This window comes from Cochlodiniinecator piscidefendens, from assembly GCF_011326755.1.
GTDB classification, from domain to species: Bacteria; Pseudomonadota; Alphaproteobacteria; order Rhodobacterales; family Rhodobacteraceae; genus Cochlodiniinecator; species Cochlodiniinecator piscidefendens.
This window is the reverse complement of the sequence record NZ_JAAOIE010000001.1, coordinates 455,960-474,405: the sequence shown is the minus strand read 5'-3', so window position 1 is coordinate 474,405 and position 18,446 is coordinate 455,960. Positions and strand designations below refer to the sequence as shown.

Genomic DNA, 18,446 nt, shown 5'->3' with positions numbered 1-18,446 from the left:
TTCCAAAAGGGTTTTGCATTTTTATAGGTATGGTAATGCATTGGGATGACTTGAGAATATTTCTGGGGGTTGCACGAAGTGACAGTCTTTCGCGCGCTGGGAAGGTATTAAAGATTGATCCGGCCACCGTAGGGCGACGTATTTCGCGGCTGGAGGAAGACCTAGGCGCGGCTTTATTCGTTAAGTCCCCGCAGGGGTATGCATTGACGGGCGAGGGGGAACGTTTGTTGATCCATGCCACACGTGCTGAACAAAACTTTACGCTCGCGATGGAGGATATGCGCGGAGAGGCCGGTCATCTTACCGGAGCAATTCGTATTGGTGCCCCGGACGGCAGTGCAAACTATCTATTGCCGCAGGTTTGTGCAAAAATCTGTGATGAAAACCCGGGTCTCGAAGTGCAAATAGTCGCATTGCCGCGCGTTTTTAATCTTTCAAAACGCGAAGCTGATATGGCAGTCACCGTTTCCCCACCCGAAGCAGGGCGCCTGCTGGTGCAAAAGGTTTCTGATTACCATCTTCATCTGGCAGCTTCGGAGCAGTATCTATCAGAGAACCCGCAGATACATTCGGTGAGTGACCTCAAAGATCATCGCTTGATCGGCTACATCCCCGACATGATTTTTGACAAAGAGCTTGATTACCTAGCGGCGATGAAAGTCGATAAAGTGCAGCTATCGTCAAATTCATTTTCGGTGCAATTTAATTATGTGCGACAAGGGGCAGGCGTTGCCATCGTCCATGATTTTGCAATTCCGTCGACCACAGGGGTAAAGCGAATCTTGATGGATGATATTTCACTGACGCGGAGCTTCTATTTGGTTCGGCACGCAGATGATCGTCGTGTTGAACGTTTGAACCGATTTGCGAATTTATTAGGGCAGGGGATTAAGGCCGAAGTCACCCGCCTCGAAGGACTCGCTTAAACCTCGTGCTTGACAGATCGCTGCCTAGGGGCAACGCTGGGGTATTGCAATTTCAGGAGATCCATATGCTCGTCCATCAAATCCTTAAATCCAAATCCGAAGACTCTGTTGTGACTATAGCGCCAGGATCAAGCGTGTCTGATGCAGCAAAGATATTATCGGAAAAACGGATCGGGACGGTGGTCATTTCTAAGGACGGCAAAGCTGCAAACGGGATTCTGTCAGAACGCGACATCGTTCGGGAGCTGGGAAAACGTGGTGTTGGTTGTATGTCTGATAGTGTTGACGATCTGATGACCACGAAGCTCGTAACCTGCGCGCCGGGTGATCAAACGGGTGATGTTATGCAGAAAATGACCGAAGGGCGCTTTCGCCACATGCCTGTCATTGACGAGGGAGCGTTAGTCGGCCTGATTTCTCTTGGTGATGTTGTGAAGGCGCAATTGTCGGAACTCGCGATGGAAAAAGATGCGCTTCAGGGAATGATCATGGGGCACTAGGTCGCGCATCTATTCTGCATTGCAGAAAATCCTTGCAATCGGGAACGCAATATTGTTGCGTGCCCGAACTATAGGAGGAAGGTGTCATGCGCATTGGTCTTTATCCCGGAACGTTTGATCCGGTGACACTCGGGCATTTGGATATAATTGAACGAGCAGCTCAACTTGTTGATCGCTTGGTCATCGGTGTTGCAATTAATCGCGACAAGGGGCCGTTGTTTTCTTTGGAAGAACGGGTTGCGATGATCGAAGCTGAGTGCAGCGCGCTCAGCAAAAAAACGGGTACCGAAATTGTTGCCCATCCTTTTGAAAATCTTCTGATTGATTGCGCGCGCGATGTTGGCGCACAGGTGATTGTGCGTGGGTTACGCGCTGTTGCTGACTTTGAATACGAATACCAGATGGTTGGCATGAATCGAGCGCTTGATTCCTCTGTTGAAACCGTTTTCTTGATGGCCGAGGCGCGTCATCAGGCGATCGCATCAAAACTGGTCAAAGAGATTTGCCGTCTAAACGGTGACGTATCTAAGTTTGTCACTAAAGATGTGCACATTGCGTTGCTCGAAAAGTTCGGTAAGGCGCTGTAATTAGCGCCAAACCGCTAGGTAATCGATAAGTTTGGTGAGTTTTTGCATCAAAAATGCGGGAAGCTCACCGCTTAGAAAAAACCAATCAAATGCAAAGACCGAAATTATAACGGCTCCAAAGATTAAAGCGAGTAAGTTCGTCATTGGCATGTATTGGGGGGCTAGGCCCCCCGATCCTCTAGATTAGAGGCGTCCCATTGCATTTGCGACATCTGCCATACGCACTGAGAACGCCCATTCGTTATCGTACCATGCCAGAACGCGCACCAGACGACCACCAACAACTTTGGTTTGATCCGGGGCAAATATAGAAGATTCTTCGGTTTGGTTGAAATCTACCGAAACTTTCATCTCTTCATCATAACCAAGTACACGTTTCATCCGGCCTTCGGCTGCTTCGCGCATGATTTCATTGATGTCTTCCGCGGTGACGTCTTTTGACGCTGTGAATGTCAGGTCCACTGCAGAAACATTTGGTGTTGGAACACGCATTGCTGTGCCGTCCAGTTTACCTTTGAGCGCTGGTAGAACTTCGCCAAGTGCTTTGGCTGCACCTGTGGACGTCGGGATCATGGACATCGCAGCTGCGCGCGCACGGTACAGATCTTTGTGGCGACGATCGAGTGTCGGTTGGTCACCAGTGTAGCTGTGGATCGTGGTCATTAACCCATGTTCAATTCCAACAGTTTCGTGCAGCACTTTTGCAAGCGGTGCAAGACAGTTGGTTGTGCAGGATCCATTTGAAACCATGCGGTCGTCAGCGGTCAACAGTTCATCATTCACGCCAAATACGATGGTTTTATCAACATTTTTACCAGGTGCGGACAGCAGAACTTTTTTCGCGCCACGCTCTAGGTGCTTTTTGGCTTTTTCGCCATCGTTGAAGTTACCTGTGCATTCCATCACAACATCAACGCCAGACCAGTCCAACTCGTCCATGTTGTAGGTTGAGAACATTTCCATTTCACCATGACCAAGATCAAGTGTGCCGTCGCCGATCTTTACTTCATTTGGGAAACGTCCATGAACAGAGTCATATTTGATGAGGTGTGCCGCTGTTTCCAGAGGGCCTGTTGCATTGACCTTTACCACTTTTACGTCGTCGCGTGCGGTTGCAGCGATATGAGAAAGGGTGCAGCGGCCAATACGGCCAAATCCATTGATACCTACGGTAACGGTCATCGAACGACTCCTGAAAAAAGGGTTTGGCTGGGATATAGACCCTGTTTCATGAGGCGGAAAGATGAAAAGCGCCCGTTTTTCATCGTGTTAGCGCAAACTTGACGTGGTGGCGCTAACAAATGAGGAAGTGTCGTAATTCAAATTGCAGCTATGACCACCGAAACAAAAAAGCCGCCTGAGAAAGGCGGCTTTTTCTTGGATTGTCTTTCGAAATTAAAGCAAGGATTTTACTTTTTCTGCGACTGCTTCTGCAGAGATGCCAAATTTGGCATACAGTTCATCCGCAGGGGCGGAGGCACCAAAGCGATCCATGCCGACAAAGCCTGCTTTCGTGGATTTGCCACGTTCACCAGTAAGCCATTTGTCCCAACCCATTTGAACGCCAGCCTCAACTGCGACACGGACAGGACCACCCGGAAGAACACGCTTGCGATAGCTTTCTTCTTGTTCCTCAAAAAGCTCCATACAGGGCATGGAAACAACGCGTGTGCCGATGCCTTCAGCCTCGAGCAGATCACGTGCTGCAAGCGCGATTTCCACTTCTGAACCAGTCGCCATGATGATTGCCTGACGCTTATCGGTTGCGTCGGCCAAAACATAAGCACCCTGAGCGGTCAGGTTCTTTGTTTTGTGCTCTGTACGAATAGTTGGCAGGTTTTGACGTGACAGCGCCAAAACAGATGGGGTTTCTTTTGCTGTAACCGCGATTTCCCAGGCTTCGGCTGTTTCAACAGTATCTGCAGGACGGAACACATATGTATTCGGTGTCGCACGTGAAATTGCCAAGTGTTCCACAGGTTGGTGTGTTGGACCGTCTTCACCCAAGCCAATTGAATCGTGGGTCATCACGAAAACAGTTGGAATTTTACACAGGGCTGCCAAGCGCATGGAGGGACGTGCATAGTCGGTGAAGCACATGAAAGTACCGCCATAAGGGCGAATACCACCGTGAAGGGCCATACCGTTCATGGCGGCGGCCATACCATGTTCACGAATACCGAAATAGATATAGCGGCCTTCGCGGTTTTCTGGATCAAATACGCCCAAATCGCCAGTTTTTGTATTGTTTGATCCTGTCAAATCCGCAGAGCCGCCGACAGTTTCATTCATCAATGGGTTAATTACACCCAAAGCCATTTCTGATGACTTGCGCGTAGCAACTTTTGGCGCTGTTTCAGAAATAGATTTTTTGAACGCTTTGATAGCTGCGGACAGTTTCTTTGGTGCTTCAAGAGCGTAGGCGCGGTTAAATTCACCTTGTTTGTTTGATGAAACAGACGCGAAACGTTCTTCCCAAGCGAGACGTGCCTCAGCGCCGCGGCTACCGATCGCTTCCCATTGGGATTTGATATCCGCGGGGATTTCAAACGGTGCGGCGGTCCAGCCGTAGCCTGCTTTCGCTGCTGCCATTTGATCCGCGTCGGTTAGTGCGCCGTGGCCCTTTGATGTGTCCTGAGCAGCGTGGCCCAAGGCAATATGTGTTTTGCAGGAAATTAGCGCGGGCTTACCTGTTTTCTTAGCTTCATTGATCGCGCGATCAATATCTGCAGGGTCATGGCCGTCACATTCATGTGTTGACCAGCCAGAAGCTGAAAAACGTTTCAACTGATCGGTGCGATCTGAAAGATCAACACGACCGTCGATGGTGATGTTGTTATTGTCCCAGAGAACGATCAGCTTTGACAGTTCATGACGACCCGCAAGACCGATGGCCTCTTGGGAAACGCCTTCCATCAAACACCCATCGCCTGCAATAACGTAGGTGTGGTGATCGACGATTTTCTTACCAAAACGACCACGTTGAATTTCTTCGGCCATGGCAAAGCCAACAGCGTTGGAAATACCTTGGCCCAGTGGGCCTGTGGTTGTTTCAACAGCATCCAAAAGGAAGTTTTCAGGATGGCCTGCAGTCAGCGCACCCATTTGGCGGAAGTTTTTGATTTGGTCCAAAGTGACCTGCTTATCGCCTACAAGATAGAGCAAAGAATAGATCAACATAGATCCGTGACCGGCAGAGAGAATAAACCGATCCCGATCTGGCCACTGCGGGTTTGCAGCGTCAAACTTCAGGTGGTTTTCAAACAGAACGGTGGCTACGTCGGCCATCCCCATGGGCATACCGGAGTGACCGGAGTTTGCCGCAGCAATGGCGTCAAGCGTCAGCGTACGAATAGCAGCGGCTTTGTTCCAATGAGTTGGGTTGGCTTCGCGCAGGGCGGTGATATCCACTGTGGTGTCCACGGGGCGCTTCCTTTGGGCTAGAGCGATTTCGCAAGTCTTCTATCAGCCCAGCAAGGAAGATCAAGCAAAGCGAAGCCATTTGCGTCGATTGTATGCGCTTTGGGGGAGAATTTTGCGAAATGACAGGTTAAATTCAACCAAAGACCTATGCTGATCGCGATTCGACAGAATGAGACGATTGGCGTTGCGCTTTGTCCCAGGACTGGGCATGCTGCGACTCTGGTCCTAAAAACGTAGCCAAGGGGCAAAATATGACCGAAATTGCAGATCTAGAACGGCGTATCACACGCGCGCTTGAACAGATCGGGCAGGGGATGGAGCGTCAACGCCAAGCGGAGGCGACACCTGCGCAAGACACCGCAAGCGCTGAGGATTTGGCGCAGGTGACTTCAGAACTCGAAGATGAGCGCACAGCAAATGCGCAACTGTTAGATCGTTTGCGTATTGTGAAACGCAAACGGGACCGAGCCGCGAATGAGCTGAAATCTGAATTGGAAGCAAAGGCCGCGGAAATCGCAACGATGGAAGTCGCGCTGAAGCGAATTCAGGCGGCAAACCAACAATTGCGCGAGTCAAATGATGCGCTGCGCAAAGCGAACGAAGCCGGGGTTGCAGAACCACATTTGATCAATATGGCGATGATGGCCGAACTAGAAGCATTGCGTGCTGCGCAATCTGGGGATCGGGCGGAATTAGATGGCATTCTGGCGTCAATTGCGCCGGTTCTTGTGACTGAGGAGACCGAGTAATGGCTGAAGTCCACATCACAATCGGTGGTCGCGAATTTGAAGTCGCTTGCCAAGATGGCGAAGAACATTACCTACATTCCGCTGCGGCGCTTTTGGACACTGAAGCACAAACTCTGGCGGGTCAGATCGGACGATTGCCTGAGCCACGTATGCTGTTGATGGCGGGTTTGATGCTTGCGGATAAAACCGCAGGGCTTGAGGAAAAGCTTAGCCAGGCCAAGGCTCAAATGACGGTGGTTCAAGCGGAATTAGAGGCGCTAAAAAACGCACCAGCACCAGAACCTGTTCGGGTTGAGGTGCCCGTAATTCCTGCTGTTGTGACGGACACCATGGCGGAAATTGCGGCGCGTGCTGAAAGTCTTGCCAGTCAGTTTGAAGAACCAGAAGCTGCAGCGCCTACGAGTTGAGCTTTGGGTTGAAAGATACTGTTATTAAAATGAAAAAGCCCACCGAATGGTGGGCTTTTGCTGTTTTCAGCGTCTCGCCTTTACCAAAAATCAACTTGCGCCACCAATGTCCCGAGAACGCCAAAGGCGTGGTAGGGTATTGGTGGTTCAGGTTTAAGGCGAGGCGCTTTAGTGATTGACGTTTTACGCGTTGGCTTCGCGAATTTTGTCAGCGGCTTCTTTGTTGTAGGTGACGCCGTTTTGTTCAAACATTGTGTCGAGTTCACCGGACAGGGTCATTTCGGTGATGATGTCACAACCACCGACGAATTCGCCTTTGATGTAAAGCTGTGGAACGGTTGGCCAATCTGAATAATCTTTGACGCCTTGGCGGATCGCTTCGTCTGCGAGAACGTTGACGTCTTTGTAGTCGACGCCCATGAAATTCAACACACCTGCAACGCGGGAAGAGAAGCCGCATTGTGGCATGGAAGATGTGCCCTTCATAAAGAGGACAACATCGTTTTCAGTTACGGTTTCTTTGATTTGTGTTTGTGCATCAGTCATTTGATTTCTTTCGTAGAATGCCGGGAACGCGGATTATTCAGGCGCTTTGGTGGTGAGGGCCATCGCGTGGATTTCGCCGTTGGGGCCGTCCATTTTGCCTTTGAGGGCGGCCATGACTGCGCGTTGTTGTTGAACGCGGTTTTTGCCTGCAAAGCTTTCGTCGATGACTTCAGCCGCGAAATGCACGCCGTCATCACCTTGCACAGTGATCTGGGCATTTGGGAAGCTTTCGCGGATCAGCGTTTCGATGTCAGAGGCAAGCATGGCCATAGTCTATTCCTTTGGTTTGTTGATTAAGATTTAGGGCGCTTGGGGGCCATACGCAAGAGAGCAAGTCTGCGTCACTTTATGGTTTTATCATAAAAACCGCCAGAATCGGGTTAACGCCCTTATTTTTATGAAAATGGGCTATGCACAAACTGTATGACAAACGTATGCTTTTTATGCAGCAACTATGCATACGAAAACGCGCGCAGGCCGGGTTAAGGCTGCGCGCGCTAAAGTAAGGTTTAGGGCTGTTTAAGCGACGGATGCTTCAAACGAGCCGCGGAAAATGTCCGACAGATCAGCGAGAGGTGCAGTTGAGCCGCCCATGGTCACGCTATCGCCGCCAAATGTACCGACAGAGCTAAGCGTTACGCCCGCCTGACCAGCTGCAATCATCAAGGCTTCGGCCTGATCAAAGTTACAAGCGACAAGGTAGCGCGCCTGATCTTCGCCAAACAGTTGTTGGGTGTCTGCGGTATCAAGGGAAACACCAACGCCAGCGTTTTCAGCCATTTCAAACGCCGCGAGCGCTAGGCCGCCGTCAGAAAGGTCTGAGCAGGCTTTGATCATTTCGCGGTTGGCGCTAATAAAGTCACCGTTGCGTTTTTCCTCAGCCAGATCGACGGCAGGTGCATCGCCGTCTTCGCGGTTGAAGACTTCGGCCAAGAGTGCAGACTGTCCGAGGTGGCCGGCTGTCTCACCGATCAAGAGGGCAACGTGGCCTTCGCGGGCTTCGCCTAAAATGGCGTCGTCTGCATTTTTGATCAGGCCAACGGCGCCGATGGTTGGTGTCGGCAAAATGCCCTTACCGTCGGTTTCATTGTAGAGAGAAACATTGCCGGACACGATGGGCATGTCGAGGGCAGAAACGGCTTCGCCGATGCCTTTGATCGCGCCAACGAATTGACCCATGATTTCGGGTTTTTCTGGATTGCCGAAGTTCATGTTATCGGTGGTGGCCAATGGAACCGCACCGACAGAAATCAGGTTGCGGTAGGCTTCGGCGACGGCTTGTTTGCCGCCTTCAACTGGGTTGGCTTTGACGTAGCGCGGGGTCACGTCAGAGGTAAACGCCAGCGCCTTTTCGGTGCCATGAACGCGGATCACACCAGAGCCCATGCCGGGTGTCTGCATGCTGTCGGCCATAACGGTGGTGTCGTATTGTTCATAGACCCATTGTTTTGCACCGTAGTTTGCAGTGTTGATCAGGGCTTTGAGTCCATCAATTGGGTCGATCTGTGGTACATCGGCATCTGTCAGGGGCTCAGCCGCAGGGGTTTCTACCCATGGGCGGTCATATTCTGGGGCAGACCCGGAAAGTGTTGCCAAGGGCAGGTCGGCTTTGACGTCACCGTTGTGCAAGATAAGGAAGCGGTCCTCAGCGATGGTTTCCCCAACGATGGCAAAGTCGAGATCCCATTTCACGAACACGGCGCGGGCTTCGGCTTCAAGTTCTGGGTTTAGGACCATCAACATGCGTTCTTGGGATTCTGACAGCATCATTTCATAGGCTGTCATATTCTCTTCGCGTTGTGGGACGTCTTCGAGGTTCAGTTTTACGCCGAGACCGCCTTTGTCGCCCATTTCAACAGCCGAACAGGTCAGGCCAGCCGCACCCATGTCTTGGATTGAAATCACAGCGCCCGTGGCCATCAGTTCGAGCGTGGCTTCCATCAGGCGTTTTTCAGTGAAGGGGTCGCCAACCTGAACGGTTGGGCGCTTTTCTTCAATCGTGTCGTCAAACTCAGCGGAGGCCATTGTCGCGCCGCCAACACCGTCGCGACCAGTTTTTGCACCGAGATACACAACAGGCATCCCAACGCCAGAGGCTGCTGAGTAAAAGATTTTGTCGCTATCCGCGAGACCAGCGGCAAAAGCGTTTACAAGGCAGTTGCCATTGTAGGCGGGGTGAAAGCGGACTTCGCCGCCAACAGTCGGAACGCCAAAGCAGTTGCCATACCCGCCAACACCCTCAACAACGCCGTTGACCAGCTGTTTGGTTTTGTGATGATCAGGGGCGCCAAAGCTAAGTGAATTCATCGCCGCGATAGGGCGCGCGCCCATGGTGAACACGTCACGCAAAATGCCGCCAACACCTGTGGCTGCACCTTGGTAGGGTTCAATGTAGGAGGGGTGGTTGTGGCTTTCCATTTTGAAAACGACACATTGACCATCGCCAATATCAACGATGCCTGCGTTTTCGCCCGGGCCGCAAATAACCTGTGGGCCTTCGGTTGGCAAAGTGCGCAGCCATTTTTTGGAGGATTTGTAGGAACAGTGTTCGTTCCACATGGCAGAAAAGATGCCGAGTTCAGTGAAGGTGGGCTCGCGGCCAATGATTTCGAGTATGCGGTCATATTCGGAAGGCGAAAGGCCGTGGGCAGCGATCAGGTCTTCGGTGATGGCAGGCTCTTGCATGTGGTAGCGTCCCCTAAAGCATAGATTGGCGCCCTCTTATGCGAAGTTTGCGCCGTGGGGAAGACTGAATGGGCCAGATGTGGCGTTTTAGTCGTATTTGTGGGGAAATGAAGCGCGACGCGGTGTGGTGATTGCAGCAAGCGGGTGGCTCGTGTGCGGTAAAAGCGTCCGCCCCCCCCCCAAAAAAAAGGCCGAGCACTAAGCTCGGCCGAAGTCCAACAGGGAGGTGAAGATGATAAGAATTTCTTCGATCATCACCTTCGAGGCTTGATTTAGGGATGGTGCCCCTGTGGATCAAGGAAAAAACATCTAAATTTAAGCATGTCCGCTATGCGGTTTTTGCATAGCTTTTTAAGGCATGGAAATTGATGGTTATTCCTGGCCTGCCTCACGTTGATGTTTGCGATAGAGAATGATCTCTTCTTGTACGAAATCACGAAACGCTGCGATGCGCTTGGATTGGCGCAGTTCAGACGGATAGGCGAGGTAAACTGGCACCTCGTTTGAAGACACGTCAGGCAGGACATGCACCAGCTCAGGGAAATCTTCGGTAACGTAATTTGGCAAAACACCAATTCCGAGGTGGTGGCGAACCCCCTGAAGTACGCCGAAGTAGTTATTGACGGTCAACAACGAGGGAATATCGCATGTGAGCAGGTTTTGCACAAAGCTTGCCCCGGCAGAGACTTGCGCGCTGTTGATGCTTTGGCACAAGAGGCGATGCTTGTTCAGGTCTGCCATAGTTTCAGGAGCGCCATGCTTTTCCACATACTCCTTTGAAGCATAGAGCCGCATATTGACGGACATAAGACGTTTGCGGATCAGGTCAGCTTGGCTTGGCTCTTTCATGCGAATGGCGACGTCGGCTTCGCGCATGGGTAGGTCAAGAACGCGCTCTTCGAGCATGAGGTCAATTTTGAGTTCAGGATATTTGTCGTAAAAATGGGGCAAGCGCGGAGATAGCCACAAAAGCCCAAAACCAGTGGTGGTGGTAACGCGCAGTTCACCAAAGACTTCTTCTTCGCTGTCTTTGATCCGCGCTGACGCCGCATCAAGACGTTTGGACATCGCACTGGTGGCATCGAACAATAGCTCGCCTTGCTCGGTTAGAATCAACCCACGGGCATGACGATGAAACAAGGTGGCGGTAAGGCTTTCCTCGAGTGCACGAATCTGTCGACTGACCGCAGATTGTGATAGATGGAGCGTTTCGCCGGCATGTGTTAGGCTACCTGCGTCTGCGACCGCGTGAAATATTCGTAATTTATCCCAGTCCATTTTGTTTTACCCTGTCGTTTATGCCATCTGGTCTTTGCCAGAATTACCGAAGCCGCCTTTGTAGCGCTAAAGACGTCGCGTCACAATCTTTTTGCTTTGTAGGTCAATAATTGTGACCTATCATGTGGCTAAGCCAGTCGCATGTGGAGGAGCGCAAATGACCCGCCAAACAGTTAGCCTAAATGACCGATTTGACCTAGAAAAATCGCCTGTGTTGATGAACGGAACACAAGCATTGGTGCGGTTGGTGTTGGCGCAGCGGGCGCGCGATGCGCAGGCGGGGCTAAATACGGCAGGATATGTAACCGGGTATCGTGGTTCCCCGTTGGGGGCAGTTGATTTGCAGATGTCGCGGGCCTCACAGTTGTTGTCATCAGCCCAAGTGACGTTCCAGCCGGGTTTGAACGAAGATTTGGCGGCGACTGCGATTTGGGGTTCACAGCAAGCCGAGTTGCGCGGAGAAGGCAAATACGACGGTGTGTTCGGGCTTTGGTATGGTAAGGGCCCGGGTGTTGATCGGTCGGGTGATGTGATGCGGCATGCCAATATGGCTGGGACATCCACACATGGCGGCGTTGTTATGGCAATGGGCGATGATCACACTGGCGAAAGTTCCACCACGCTGCATCAATCCGACTGGGCGATGTTGGACGCTTATATGCCGATAGTGTCCCCGGCAGGGGTGCAGGAGATCTTAGATTATGGTCATTACGCCTGGGCACTGAGCCGTTTTGCGGGGGTCTGGGTTGGTTTGAAAACCATGAAAGACACGATCGAGGCGACTGCTGTTGTTGATGGTGATCCGTTCCGAATGCAAATTGTTGAGCCTGAGTTCGAGATGCCTGAGGGTGGGCTGAATATCCGCGTTGTGGATACCCCACAAGCCCAAGAGGCACGGATGATTGATCACAAGAGGTTTGCCGCAGAAGCCTTTGCTAAGGCTAACAAAATTAACAAACGTGTCTGGGGCAGTCGCGGCGCTAAGATTGGTTTTGTAGCGGCTGGGAAAAACTGGCTGGATCTCACGCATGCTTTGCAATTGCTTGGGTTGGATGCGGACGAGGCTGAACGTCTGGGGATCACCACGTATAAAATCGGTCAGGTGTGGCCGCTCGATATGGATGGGTTTCACGACTGGGCCGAAGGGCTTGATCTGATTGTTGTGGTCGAAGAAAAACGTAAACTGATCGAAGTGCAGGTGAAAGAAGCAATCTTTGATGACCGTAAAGGTCGGCGCGTTTATGGCTGGTATAAAGACGGAGAGGAGCTTTTCCCGACGCGCATGGCGTTGGATCCGATTATGATTGCGCAAAATGTCGGCAATATCTTGGTTGAGGAAGGCCGGGGGTCGGAAAGCGTTCTGGCAGGGCTTGATCTGCTTAATCAGGCGCAATTGGCTGATAACGCCGAAGATATTGCTGCGCGCTTGCCGTATTTCTGTTCTGGATGTCCGCATAATTCGTCAACCAAAGTCCCAGATGGCAGCCGCGCATATGCTGGGATCGGGTGCCACTATATGGTGCAGTGGATGGACCGCGAAACCGTAGGGTTTACCCAAATGGGGGGCGAAGGGGCTAATTGGGTAGGCGAAGCGCCGTTTTCCAATCGTGACCATGTTTTCCAAAACCTAGGCGACGGAACTTATAACCATTCTGGGTCGTTGTCCATTCGGTCTGCTTTGGCAGCGGGGACGACGATTACTTATAAAATTCTCTACAATGACGCTGTTGCCATGACCGGGGGGCAAACCAACGAAGGTGACCTGACCGCACCACGTATCGCACGCGAAGTCATGGCTATGGGAGTTGAGAAACTCGCACTTGTTTATGATGAAAAAGAGGATGTGAACCTAAAGGACTTCCCGTCTGGTATTGATGTACACACGCGCGATGCGATGCCTAAGGTTCAGGAAGAGTTTAGTAAAATCAAAGGTGTGTCTGTCATTCTTTATGTACAGACCTGTGCCGCTGAAAAGCGCCGCCGCCGCAAACGGGGTTTGTTTCCTGATCCTGATCAACGTGTTTTTATCAACCCCGATGTATGTGAGGGGTGCGGCGATTGCGGTGTGCAATCCAATTGCGTTTCTATTGTGCCTGTTGAAACTGAATTGGGCCGCAAACGGGCCATTGACCAATCGTCTTGCAACAAAGATTTTTCCTGTGTGAATGGGTTTTGTCCGTCTTTTGTTACGCTTGAGGGGGCAACGCCCAAAAAGAAAAAAGCCGCGCAGTTTGAGGTGCCGGCCTTACCCGATCCGGATCTGCCGATGATCAACGGAACGCATAACGTGATTATCACAGGCGTTGGCGGTACAGGGGTTGTGACCATTGGGGCGATCATGGCGCAGGCTGCGCATATTGATGGCAAAGGTGCTGGCATGATGGAAATGGCCGGGCTCGCCCAAAAAGGGGGCGCGGTGCACATTCATTGTCGTTTGGCCAACGCACCAGAAGATATCAGCGCCATACGTGTCGCCACTGGCGAAGCGGACGCGGTGATTGGTGGTGATCTGGTGACAACTGCTGGTGCCAAAACGCTGGGGTTGATGAAGACTGGGCGCACGGGCGCGGTGGTGAACAGCCATGAAATCATCACGGGTGATTTCACCAAAGATACGGAATTTAAGCTTCCGATGGATCGGCTTTCCCTCGCGCTTGAGGCACGACTAAAGGATCAATTGCAGATGTTTGATGCGTCTGAAATCGCAAAGAACCTGCTGGGGGATTCTATTTTTTCCAACATGATGATGCTTGGCGCGGCATGGCAGCGGGGGCTTGTGCCCTTGTCTGGGGATGCGATCCGTGAAGCGATCAAAATGAATGGTGCTGCGGTTGAGGGGAACTTGCGTGCCTTTGAACTTGGACGTTGGGCGGGTCATGCGGTTGCGGATGTTGTCGCGCTTGGGCAGCCAGAGGTGGTTGAACTGCCTAAGACGCTGGCGCAAAAAATTGCGTTTCGCTCTGATCATCTGACGGCTTATCAATCCAAATGCCTGGCAAAACGGTTTGAAAATCTGGTGGCGCTTGCTGACAATGACGCTTTGAAAGCTGCGGTGGCTGAAGGGTATCACAAGCTTCTGTCGTATAAAGACGAGTACGAAGTTGCCCGGATTTTGTTGACCACAAAAGCCAAGGCGAAAGAAGCGTTTGATGGTGATTTCAAACCTATTTTTCATCTCGCACCGCCTATCTTAGGTGGGAAAGACGCCAATGGGCGTCCGAAAAAACGGAAATTCGGCCCCGGCATGGTGCGAGCGTTTAAGTTGCTTGCGAAGTTTAAACGCTTGCGCGGAACGCCTTTTGATGTGTTTGGCTATACGGCAGAGCGCAAAATGGAACGGGCCCTGATCAAACAATATGAACGCGACATGAAAGATGTATTGGCCAATGTCACACCCGAAACCGAAGATGTTGCCATTGCGCTGGCGCGATTGCCCTTGGACATCCGTGGGTACGGCCCGGTAAAACAGGCCAATGAGGCTAACGCCGCAAAACAACGTGAAGCTTTATTAGCGAGTTTCAAAAGCGGTGGTCCCAATATGCAGCAGGCCGCCGAATGAGAAATTGAGATGCACAAGCGGGGTGAAGCGCCATGTGTGGCCAAAACCGCTTGTGTTTCGTTTAATTATCGGTTGAGTTCGGGGCAACGCATTCGACAGCAACGGAGTGAGCGCAATGGCAGTTGGTATTTTCGATTCAGGACTTGGTGGTTTGACCGTTCTGGATGCGGTGGCCAAAAAGATGCCTGATCTGCCGTTGGTATATCTTGGTGACAATGCCAATGCGCCTTATGGGGTGCGGGACTCTGATGATATCTATGAACTGACCTGCAAAGCAGTTGAGCGGCTTTGGGAGGCGGGGTGTGATTTGGTCATTTTGGCGTGCAACACGGCCTCAGCGGCGGCGTTGCGGCGTATGCAAGAGGCCGGCCTGCCCGAAGGCAAACGGGTACTCGGCGTATTTGTGCCATTGATCGAAGCGCTGACAGAACGCAACTGGGGCGACAATTCACCACCACGCGAAGTGAATGTGAAACACGTGGCACTGTTTGCGACGCCCGCGACCGTATCAAGCCGGGCGTTCCAGCGGGAGCTCGCGTTTCGGGCCATTGGAGTAGATGTTGAGGCGCAGCCTTGCGGCGGTTTGGTTGATGCGCTCGAAGATGGGGATGAATTGCTGGCAGAAGCTTTGGTGCGTTCACATGTTGAGGCATTGATGCGCAGAATGCCAAAGCCCGAGGCCGCGATTTTAGGCTGCACGCATTATCCGCTTATGGATAAGGTTTTCCAAAAGGCGCTTGGTGAGGATGTAAAAGTCTTTAGTCAGGCCAATCTTGTTGGGGACAGTCTAGCTGATTATTTGCAGCGGCACCCTAATATGACTGGTGAAGGCACCGAAAACCTGTTTTTGACAACCGGAAATGCCGCGCGCGTTTCTGATAAAGCCACCCAAATCCTGCGACGAAAAATCCATTTTCAACCTGCGTGATTGCAGGCGGCATGATTTTTCACTATTTCCAAGACAACCGCAGTTTTACATAGGTAAGACTGCGTAACGCAGGACGACTGATATGACACATAAAATCGCTATTTTGGGCGCTTCGGGCTATACTGGCGCTGAACTTGTTCGGCTGATTGCCACTCATCCATCTATGGAAATAACAGCATTGTCCGCGGATCGAAAAGCCGGAATGGACATGAAAGAGGTATTTCCACACCTGCGCCATCTGACATTGCCAACGCTGTGCAAGATCGAAGAAATTGACTTCGCTGACGTGGATTTGTGTTTCTGTGCGCTCCCGCATGCGACGTCTCAAAGGGTGATTAAGGCCTTGCCAAAATCAGTCAAGGTTGTTGATTTATCCGCTGATTTCAGACTGCGTGACCCTGAGGAATACGTCAAATGGTATGGCGGGGCGCATGATGCGCTCGAATGTCAAGCAGAGGCTGTTTATGGGTTAACAGAATTCTACCGCGAAGAAATCCGCAATGCGCGGCTCGTTGCGGGTACGGGGTGTAACGCGGCGACGGGGCAATTTGCATTGCGGCCTTTGATCGAAGCGGGGGTGATTGACCTTGATGACATCATTCTGGATTTGAAATGTGCGGTTTCTGGTGCTGGACGGTCGCTAAAAGAAAACCTGCTGCATGCCGAGCTGTCAGAAGGCTACCACGCCTACGCTGTTGGCGGTACGCATCGGCACTTGGGTGAATTTGACCAAGAATTTAGCGCGATTGCGGGACGCCCTGTCAAAGTTCAGTTTACACCGCATTTGATCCCGGCCAATCGGGGTATTTTGGCGACTGTTTATGTCAAAGGGAATGCGCAAACGATCCATGACACGTTGGCTGCGGCTTATGTAGATGAACCGTTTGTTGAAATGTTGCCGTTTGGTCAATCTCCGAGCACGCGCCACGTTCGGGGGTCGAATTTCTGCCATATTGGTGTGACTGGTGATCGGATTGATGGCCGTGCTATTGTTGTTGCTGCTTTGGATAACCTGACCAAAGGTTCTTCCGGGCAGGCGCTCCAGAATGCCAACTTGATGTTGGGTGAAGATGAAACCGCGGGTCTTATGCTCGCTCCATGTTTTCCGTGATGCCATGAAGTCACTTAAGAAAACCAGACGTATTCAGGTCATCGCGGTGGCGGCTGTTGCTTTGGCTGTTTCGACCGCGTTGATCGGATATGCTCTGCAAGATGGGATTAACTTCTTTCGCTCACCTAGTGAAATCACTGCCGAAGCCCCACCTGAAACTGAGGTGTTTCGCCTAGGTGGGTTGGTCTCTGAGGGATCATTGGTACGGGGCCAAGGCGAAACGATTACCTTTAGCGTAACGGATGGGGGCGCAACTGTTCCTGTTGAATACACCGGGGTGTTGCCTGATCTCTTTGAGGAAAATCAGGGGATGATTGGCACGGGTCGCTACATTAATGGTGTGTTTCAAGCGTCTGAAATACTTGCAAAACATGATGAAACCTACGTTCCGCGCGAGGTGATCGAAGCGCTTGAAGCACAAGGTGTTTACCGCAATCCGACGGATGCTGCGGGCGGTGGTGCAGCCACAAATTAACAACTGTACGGCAGCCTTGGGTGTGGAAAAACACACCGGAGGTTGCCCATGCGCACTGTTGGATCAATTGCCCAAGATATCGTCAACCGCGAAGGCGGATATGTGAATGACCCGGATGATCCGGGTGGCGCGACGAAATTTGGCGTGACCGTTGGAACAATGCGCCGACTGGGTATGGACCTTACCCGAGACGGAAAAATTGATGCCCAGGACGTGCGCCTTTTGACGCGGCAACAGGCGGTTGAGATTTTTATCGAACATTATTTTGAACGCCCAAATATCGCGGCTTTGCCTGATGGCGTGCAGGCCTCTGTGTTTGATATGTATGTCAATTCGGGCGACAACGCGGTCAAAATTCTGCAACGGTTGTTGCGGGATATGGGGCTGGAGATCGAAATTGATGGGGCGATTGGCCCGCAAACGATTTCGGCTGCCGCCGCTGCATTTGCCGTTTCGCCAGATCACTTTGTCGATGCCTATGGAATTGCACGCCGCAATTATTATTACGGATTGGCAGATCAACGCCCCAACAGCCGAAAATATGCGCGCCGCAGAGACGGTGGTAAGGGCGGGTGGATCAGACGTGCCGAAGAATTTATCAGTCAGCGTTATCATCTGAGCCAAGAAGAACACGCGGCGAGGATCGCATCATGGGGATGATATCAGGGCTGTTTAATCTTTTGTTTGGTGGTGGCCGCAATGTCATCCGCGAAACGGCTGAGGTTTTTCGCGAAAATTCCGAGGCGTCTGGTCAACGTGCATTTGAATTACAGGGGGAAACCTTACGACAGTTCGCCCAGGAATTTGCGTTTGAGCGCCGCGGCGGGTTTGATCGGTTCATGGACGGCCTGAACCGATTGCCGCGTCCTTTGATGGTGATTGGTGTAATCGGCCTGTTTGTGATGGCCATGAAAGACCCGGTTTGGTTTGCCCAACGTATGCAGGGGTTAGCGTTGGTGCCTGATCCGCTTTGGTGGTTAATGGGGGCGATTGTATCGTTCTATTTCGGGGCACGTCATCAGGCATATGGTCAGGATTTTCAGCGTTCTATTGCTCAAACGATGGCGCGTGTTCCACAAGTCGTCGCCAATACGGAAAGTCTGCAAAATTTACGTGAAACACCGCCAGACGCGCCGTCGGCACCAACAGAGCCAGCAATGCCGAGCCAAAATCCGGCACTTGTCGCATGGCGCGATGCACGGAATTGATACTGTTTGGATTGTGATAAGGCGCGTCAATATGGACGTGCCTTTCCACTGGACGCCCTGAAAA

The 18,446-nt window shown here is 51.7% G+C and carries 17 protein-coding genes; 11 read left to right on the top strand and 6 right to left on the bottom strand.

Features of this window, described 5'->3' with window-relative positions:
* The first annotated feature begins 35 nt into the window (after positions 1 to 35).
* From G9C99_RS02400 to coaD, 3 genes are all read left to right on the top strand, one after another.
* Positions 36 to 926 (top strand): LysR family transcriptional regulator, encoded by an 891-nt coding sequence (locus G9C99_RS02400; protein ID WP_166415849.1) that lies wholly within the window; start codon positions 36 to 38, stop codon positions 924 to 926.
* 65 nt (positions 927 to 991) lie between these two features.
* Positions 992 to 1,426, top strand: coding sequence for a CBS domain-containing protein (locus G9C99_RS02395; RefSeq protein WP_166415848.1), 435 nt, complete (start codon positions 992 to 994; stop codon positions 1,424 to 1,426).
* A gap of 86 nt (positions 1,427 to 1,512) precedes the next feature.
* Positions 1,513 to 2,013, top strand: coding sequence for a pantetheine-phosphate adenylyltransferase (gene coaD / locus G9C99_RS02390; protein WP_166415847.1), 501 nt, complete (start codon positions 1,513 to 1,515; stop codon positions 2,011 to 2,013).
* Between the two features lie 183 nt (positions 2,014 to 2,196).
* Here coaD and gap read toward each other — a convergent pair whose 3' ends face one another.
* Both gap and tkt read right to left on the bottom strand, forming a co-directional pair.
* Positions 2,197 to 3,195 carry a type I glyceraldehyde-3-phosphate dehydrogenase gene (gene gap, locus G9C99_RS02385; RefSeq protein ID WP_166415846.1) on the bottom strand — a complete coding sequence of 333 codons (999 nt, stop codon included), beginning with the start codon at positions 3,193 to 3,195 and terminating at the stop codon, positions 2,197 to 2,199.
* A 213-nt stretch (positions 3,196 to 3,408) separates the two neighbouring features.
* Entirely contained in the window at positions 3,409 to 5,424 is a 2,016-nt protein-coding gene (tkt, locus tag G9C99_RS02380; RefSeq protein ID WP_166416285.1) for a transketolase, read from the bottom strand.
* A gap of 263 nt (positions 5,425 to 5,687) precedes the next feature.
* Here tkt and G9C99_RS02375 point away from each other — a divergent pair, with 263 nt between their 5' ends.
* Both G9C99_RS02375 and G9C99_RS02370 read left to right on the top strand, forming a co-directional pair.
* A complete protein-coding gene (locus G9C99_RS02375) occupies positions 5,688 to 6,185 on the top strand; it encodes a hypothetical protein (RefSeq protein ID WP_166415845.1) in 498 nt (165 codons plus the stop codon).
* Positions 6,185 to 6,592 carry a cell division protein ZapA gene (locus tag G9C99_RS02370; protein WP_166415844.1) on the top strand — a complete coding sequence of 136 codons (408 nt, stop codon included), beginning with the start codon at positions 6,185 to 6,187 and terminating at the stop codon, positions 6,590 to 6,592. The genes G9C99_RS02375 and G9C99_RS02370 overlap by 1 nt, the downstream gene beginning before the upstream one ends.
* A 183-nt stretch (positions 6,593 to 6,775) precedes the next feature.
* Here G9C99_RS02370 and grxD read toward each other — a convergent pair whose 3' ends face one another.
* From grxD to G9C99_RS02350, 4 genes are all read right to left on the bottom strand, one after another.
* A complete protein-coding gene (gene grxD, locus G9C99_RS02365) occupies positions 6,776 to 7,138 on the bottom strand; it encodes a Grx4 family monothiol glutaredoxin (protein ID WP_166415843.1) in 363 nt (120 codons plus the stop codon).
* 33 nt (positions 7,139 to 7,171) lie between these two features.
* Positions 7,172 to 7,408 carry a BolA/IbaG family iron-sulfur metabolism protein gene (locus G9C99_RS02360; RefSeq protein ID WP_166415842.1) on the bottom strand — a complete coding sequence of 79 codons (237 nt, stop codon included), beginning with the start codon at positions 7,406 to 7,408 and terminating at the stop codon, positions 7,172 to 7,174.
* 249 nt (positions 7,409 to 7,657) lie between these two features.
* On the bottom strand, positions 7,658 to 9,823 hold the full coding sequence (gene purL / locus G9C99_RS02355) for a phosphoribosylformylglycinamidine synthase subunit PurL (protein ID WP_166415841.1): 2,166 nt from the start codon (positions 9,821 to 9,823) through the stop codon (positions 7,658 to 7,660).
* 372 nt (positions 9,824 to 10,195) lie between these two features.
* Positions 10,196 to 11,101: a LysR family transcriptional regulator gene (locus tag G9C99_RS02350; RefSeq protein ID WP_166415840.1), complete on the bottom strand. Its 906-nt coding sequence runs from the start codon at positions 11,099 to 11,101 to the stop codon at positions 10,196 to 10,198.
* 157 nt (positions 11,102 to 11,258) lie between these two features.
* On the opposite strand from G9C99_RS02350, the gene G9C99_RS02345 reads away from it, so the two are divergent.
* The 6 genes from G9C99_RS02345 to G9C99_RS02320 all read left to right on the top strand — a co-directional run bounded on the left by G9C99_RS02345 (position 11,259) and on the right by G9C99_RS02320 (position 18,382).
* Complete coding sequence (locus tag G9C99_RS02345; protein ID WP_166415839.1) at positions 11,259 to 14,660, top strand: indolepyruvate ferredoxin oxidoreductase family protein; 3,402 nt, start codon at positions 11,259 to 11,261, stop codon at positions 14,658 to 14,660.
* Positions 14,661 to 14,775: 115 nt separating this feature from the next.
* Complete coding sequence (locus G9C99_RS02340; protein WP_166415838.1) at positions 14,776 to 15,588, top strand: glutamate racemase; 813 nt, start codon at positions 14,776 to 14,778, stop codon at positions 15,586 to 15,588.
* Between the two features lie 82 nt (positions 15,589 to 15,670).
* Positions 15,671 to 16,699, top strand: a complete 1,029-nt coding sequence (gene argC, locus G9C99_RS02335) for an N-acetyl-gamma-glutamyl-phosphate reductase (protein ID WP_166415837.1) — start codon at positions 15,671 to 15,673, stop codon at positions 16,697 to 16,699.
* A 4-nt stretch (positions 16,700 to 16,703) separates the two neighbouring features.
* Positions 16,704 to 17,174 carry a cytochrome c maturation protein CcmE gene (gene ccmE / locus G9C99_RS02330; protein ID WP_166415836.1) on the top strand — a complete coding sequence of 157 codons (471 nt, stop codon included), beginning with the start codon at positions 16,704 to 16,706 and terminating at the stop codon, positions 17,172 to 17,174.
* 48 nt (positions 17,175 to 17,222) lie between these two features.
* Entirely contained in the window at positions 17,223 to 17,834 is a 612-nt protein-coding gene (locus G9C99_RS02325) for a holin-associated N-acetylmuramidase (protein WP_166415835.1), read from the top strand.
* Positions 17,825 to 18,382, top strand: a complete 558-nt coding sequence (locus tag G9C99_RS02320) for a holin family protein (RefSeq protein WP_166415834.1) — start codon at positions 17,825 to 17,827, stop codon at positions 18,380 to 18,382. The genes G9C99_RS02325 and G9C99_RS02320 overlap by 10 nt, the downstream gene beginning before the upstream one ends.
* Positions 18,383 to 18,446 lie beyond the last annotated feature (64 nt).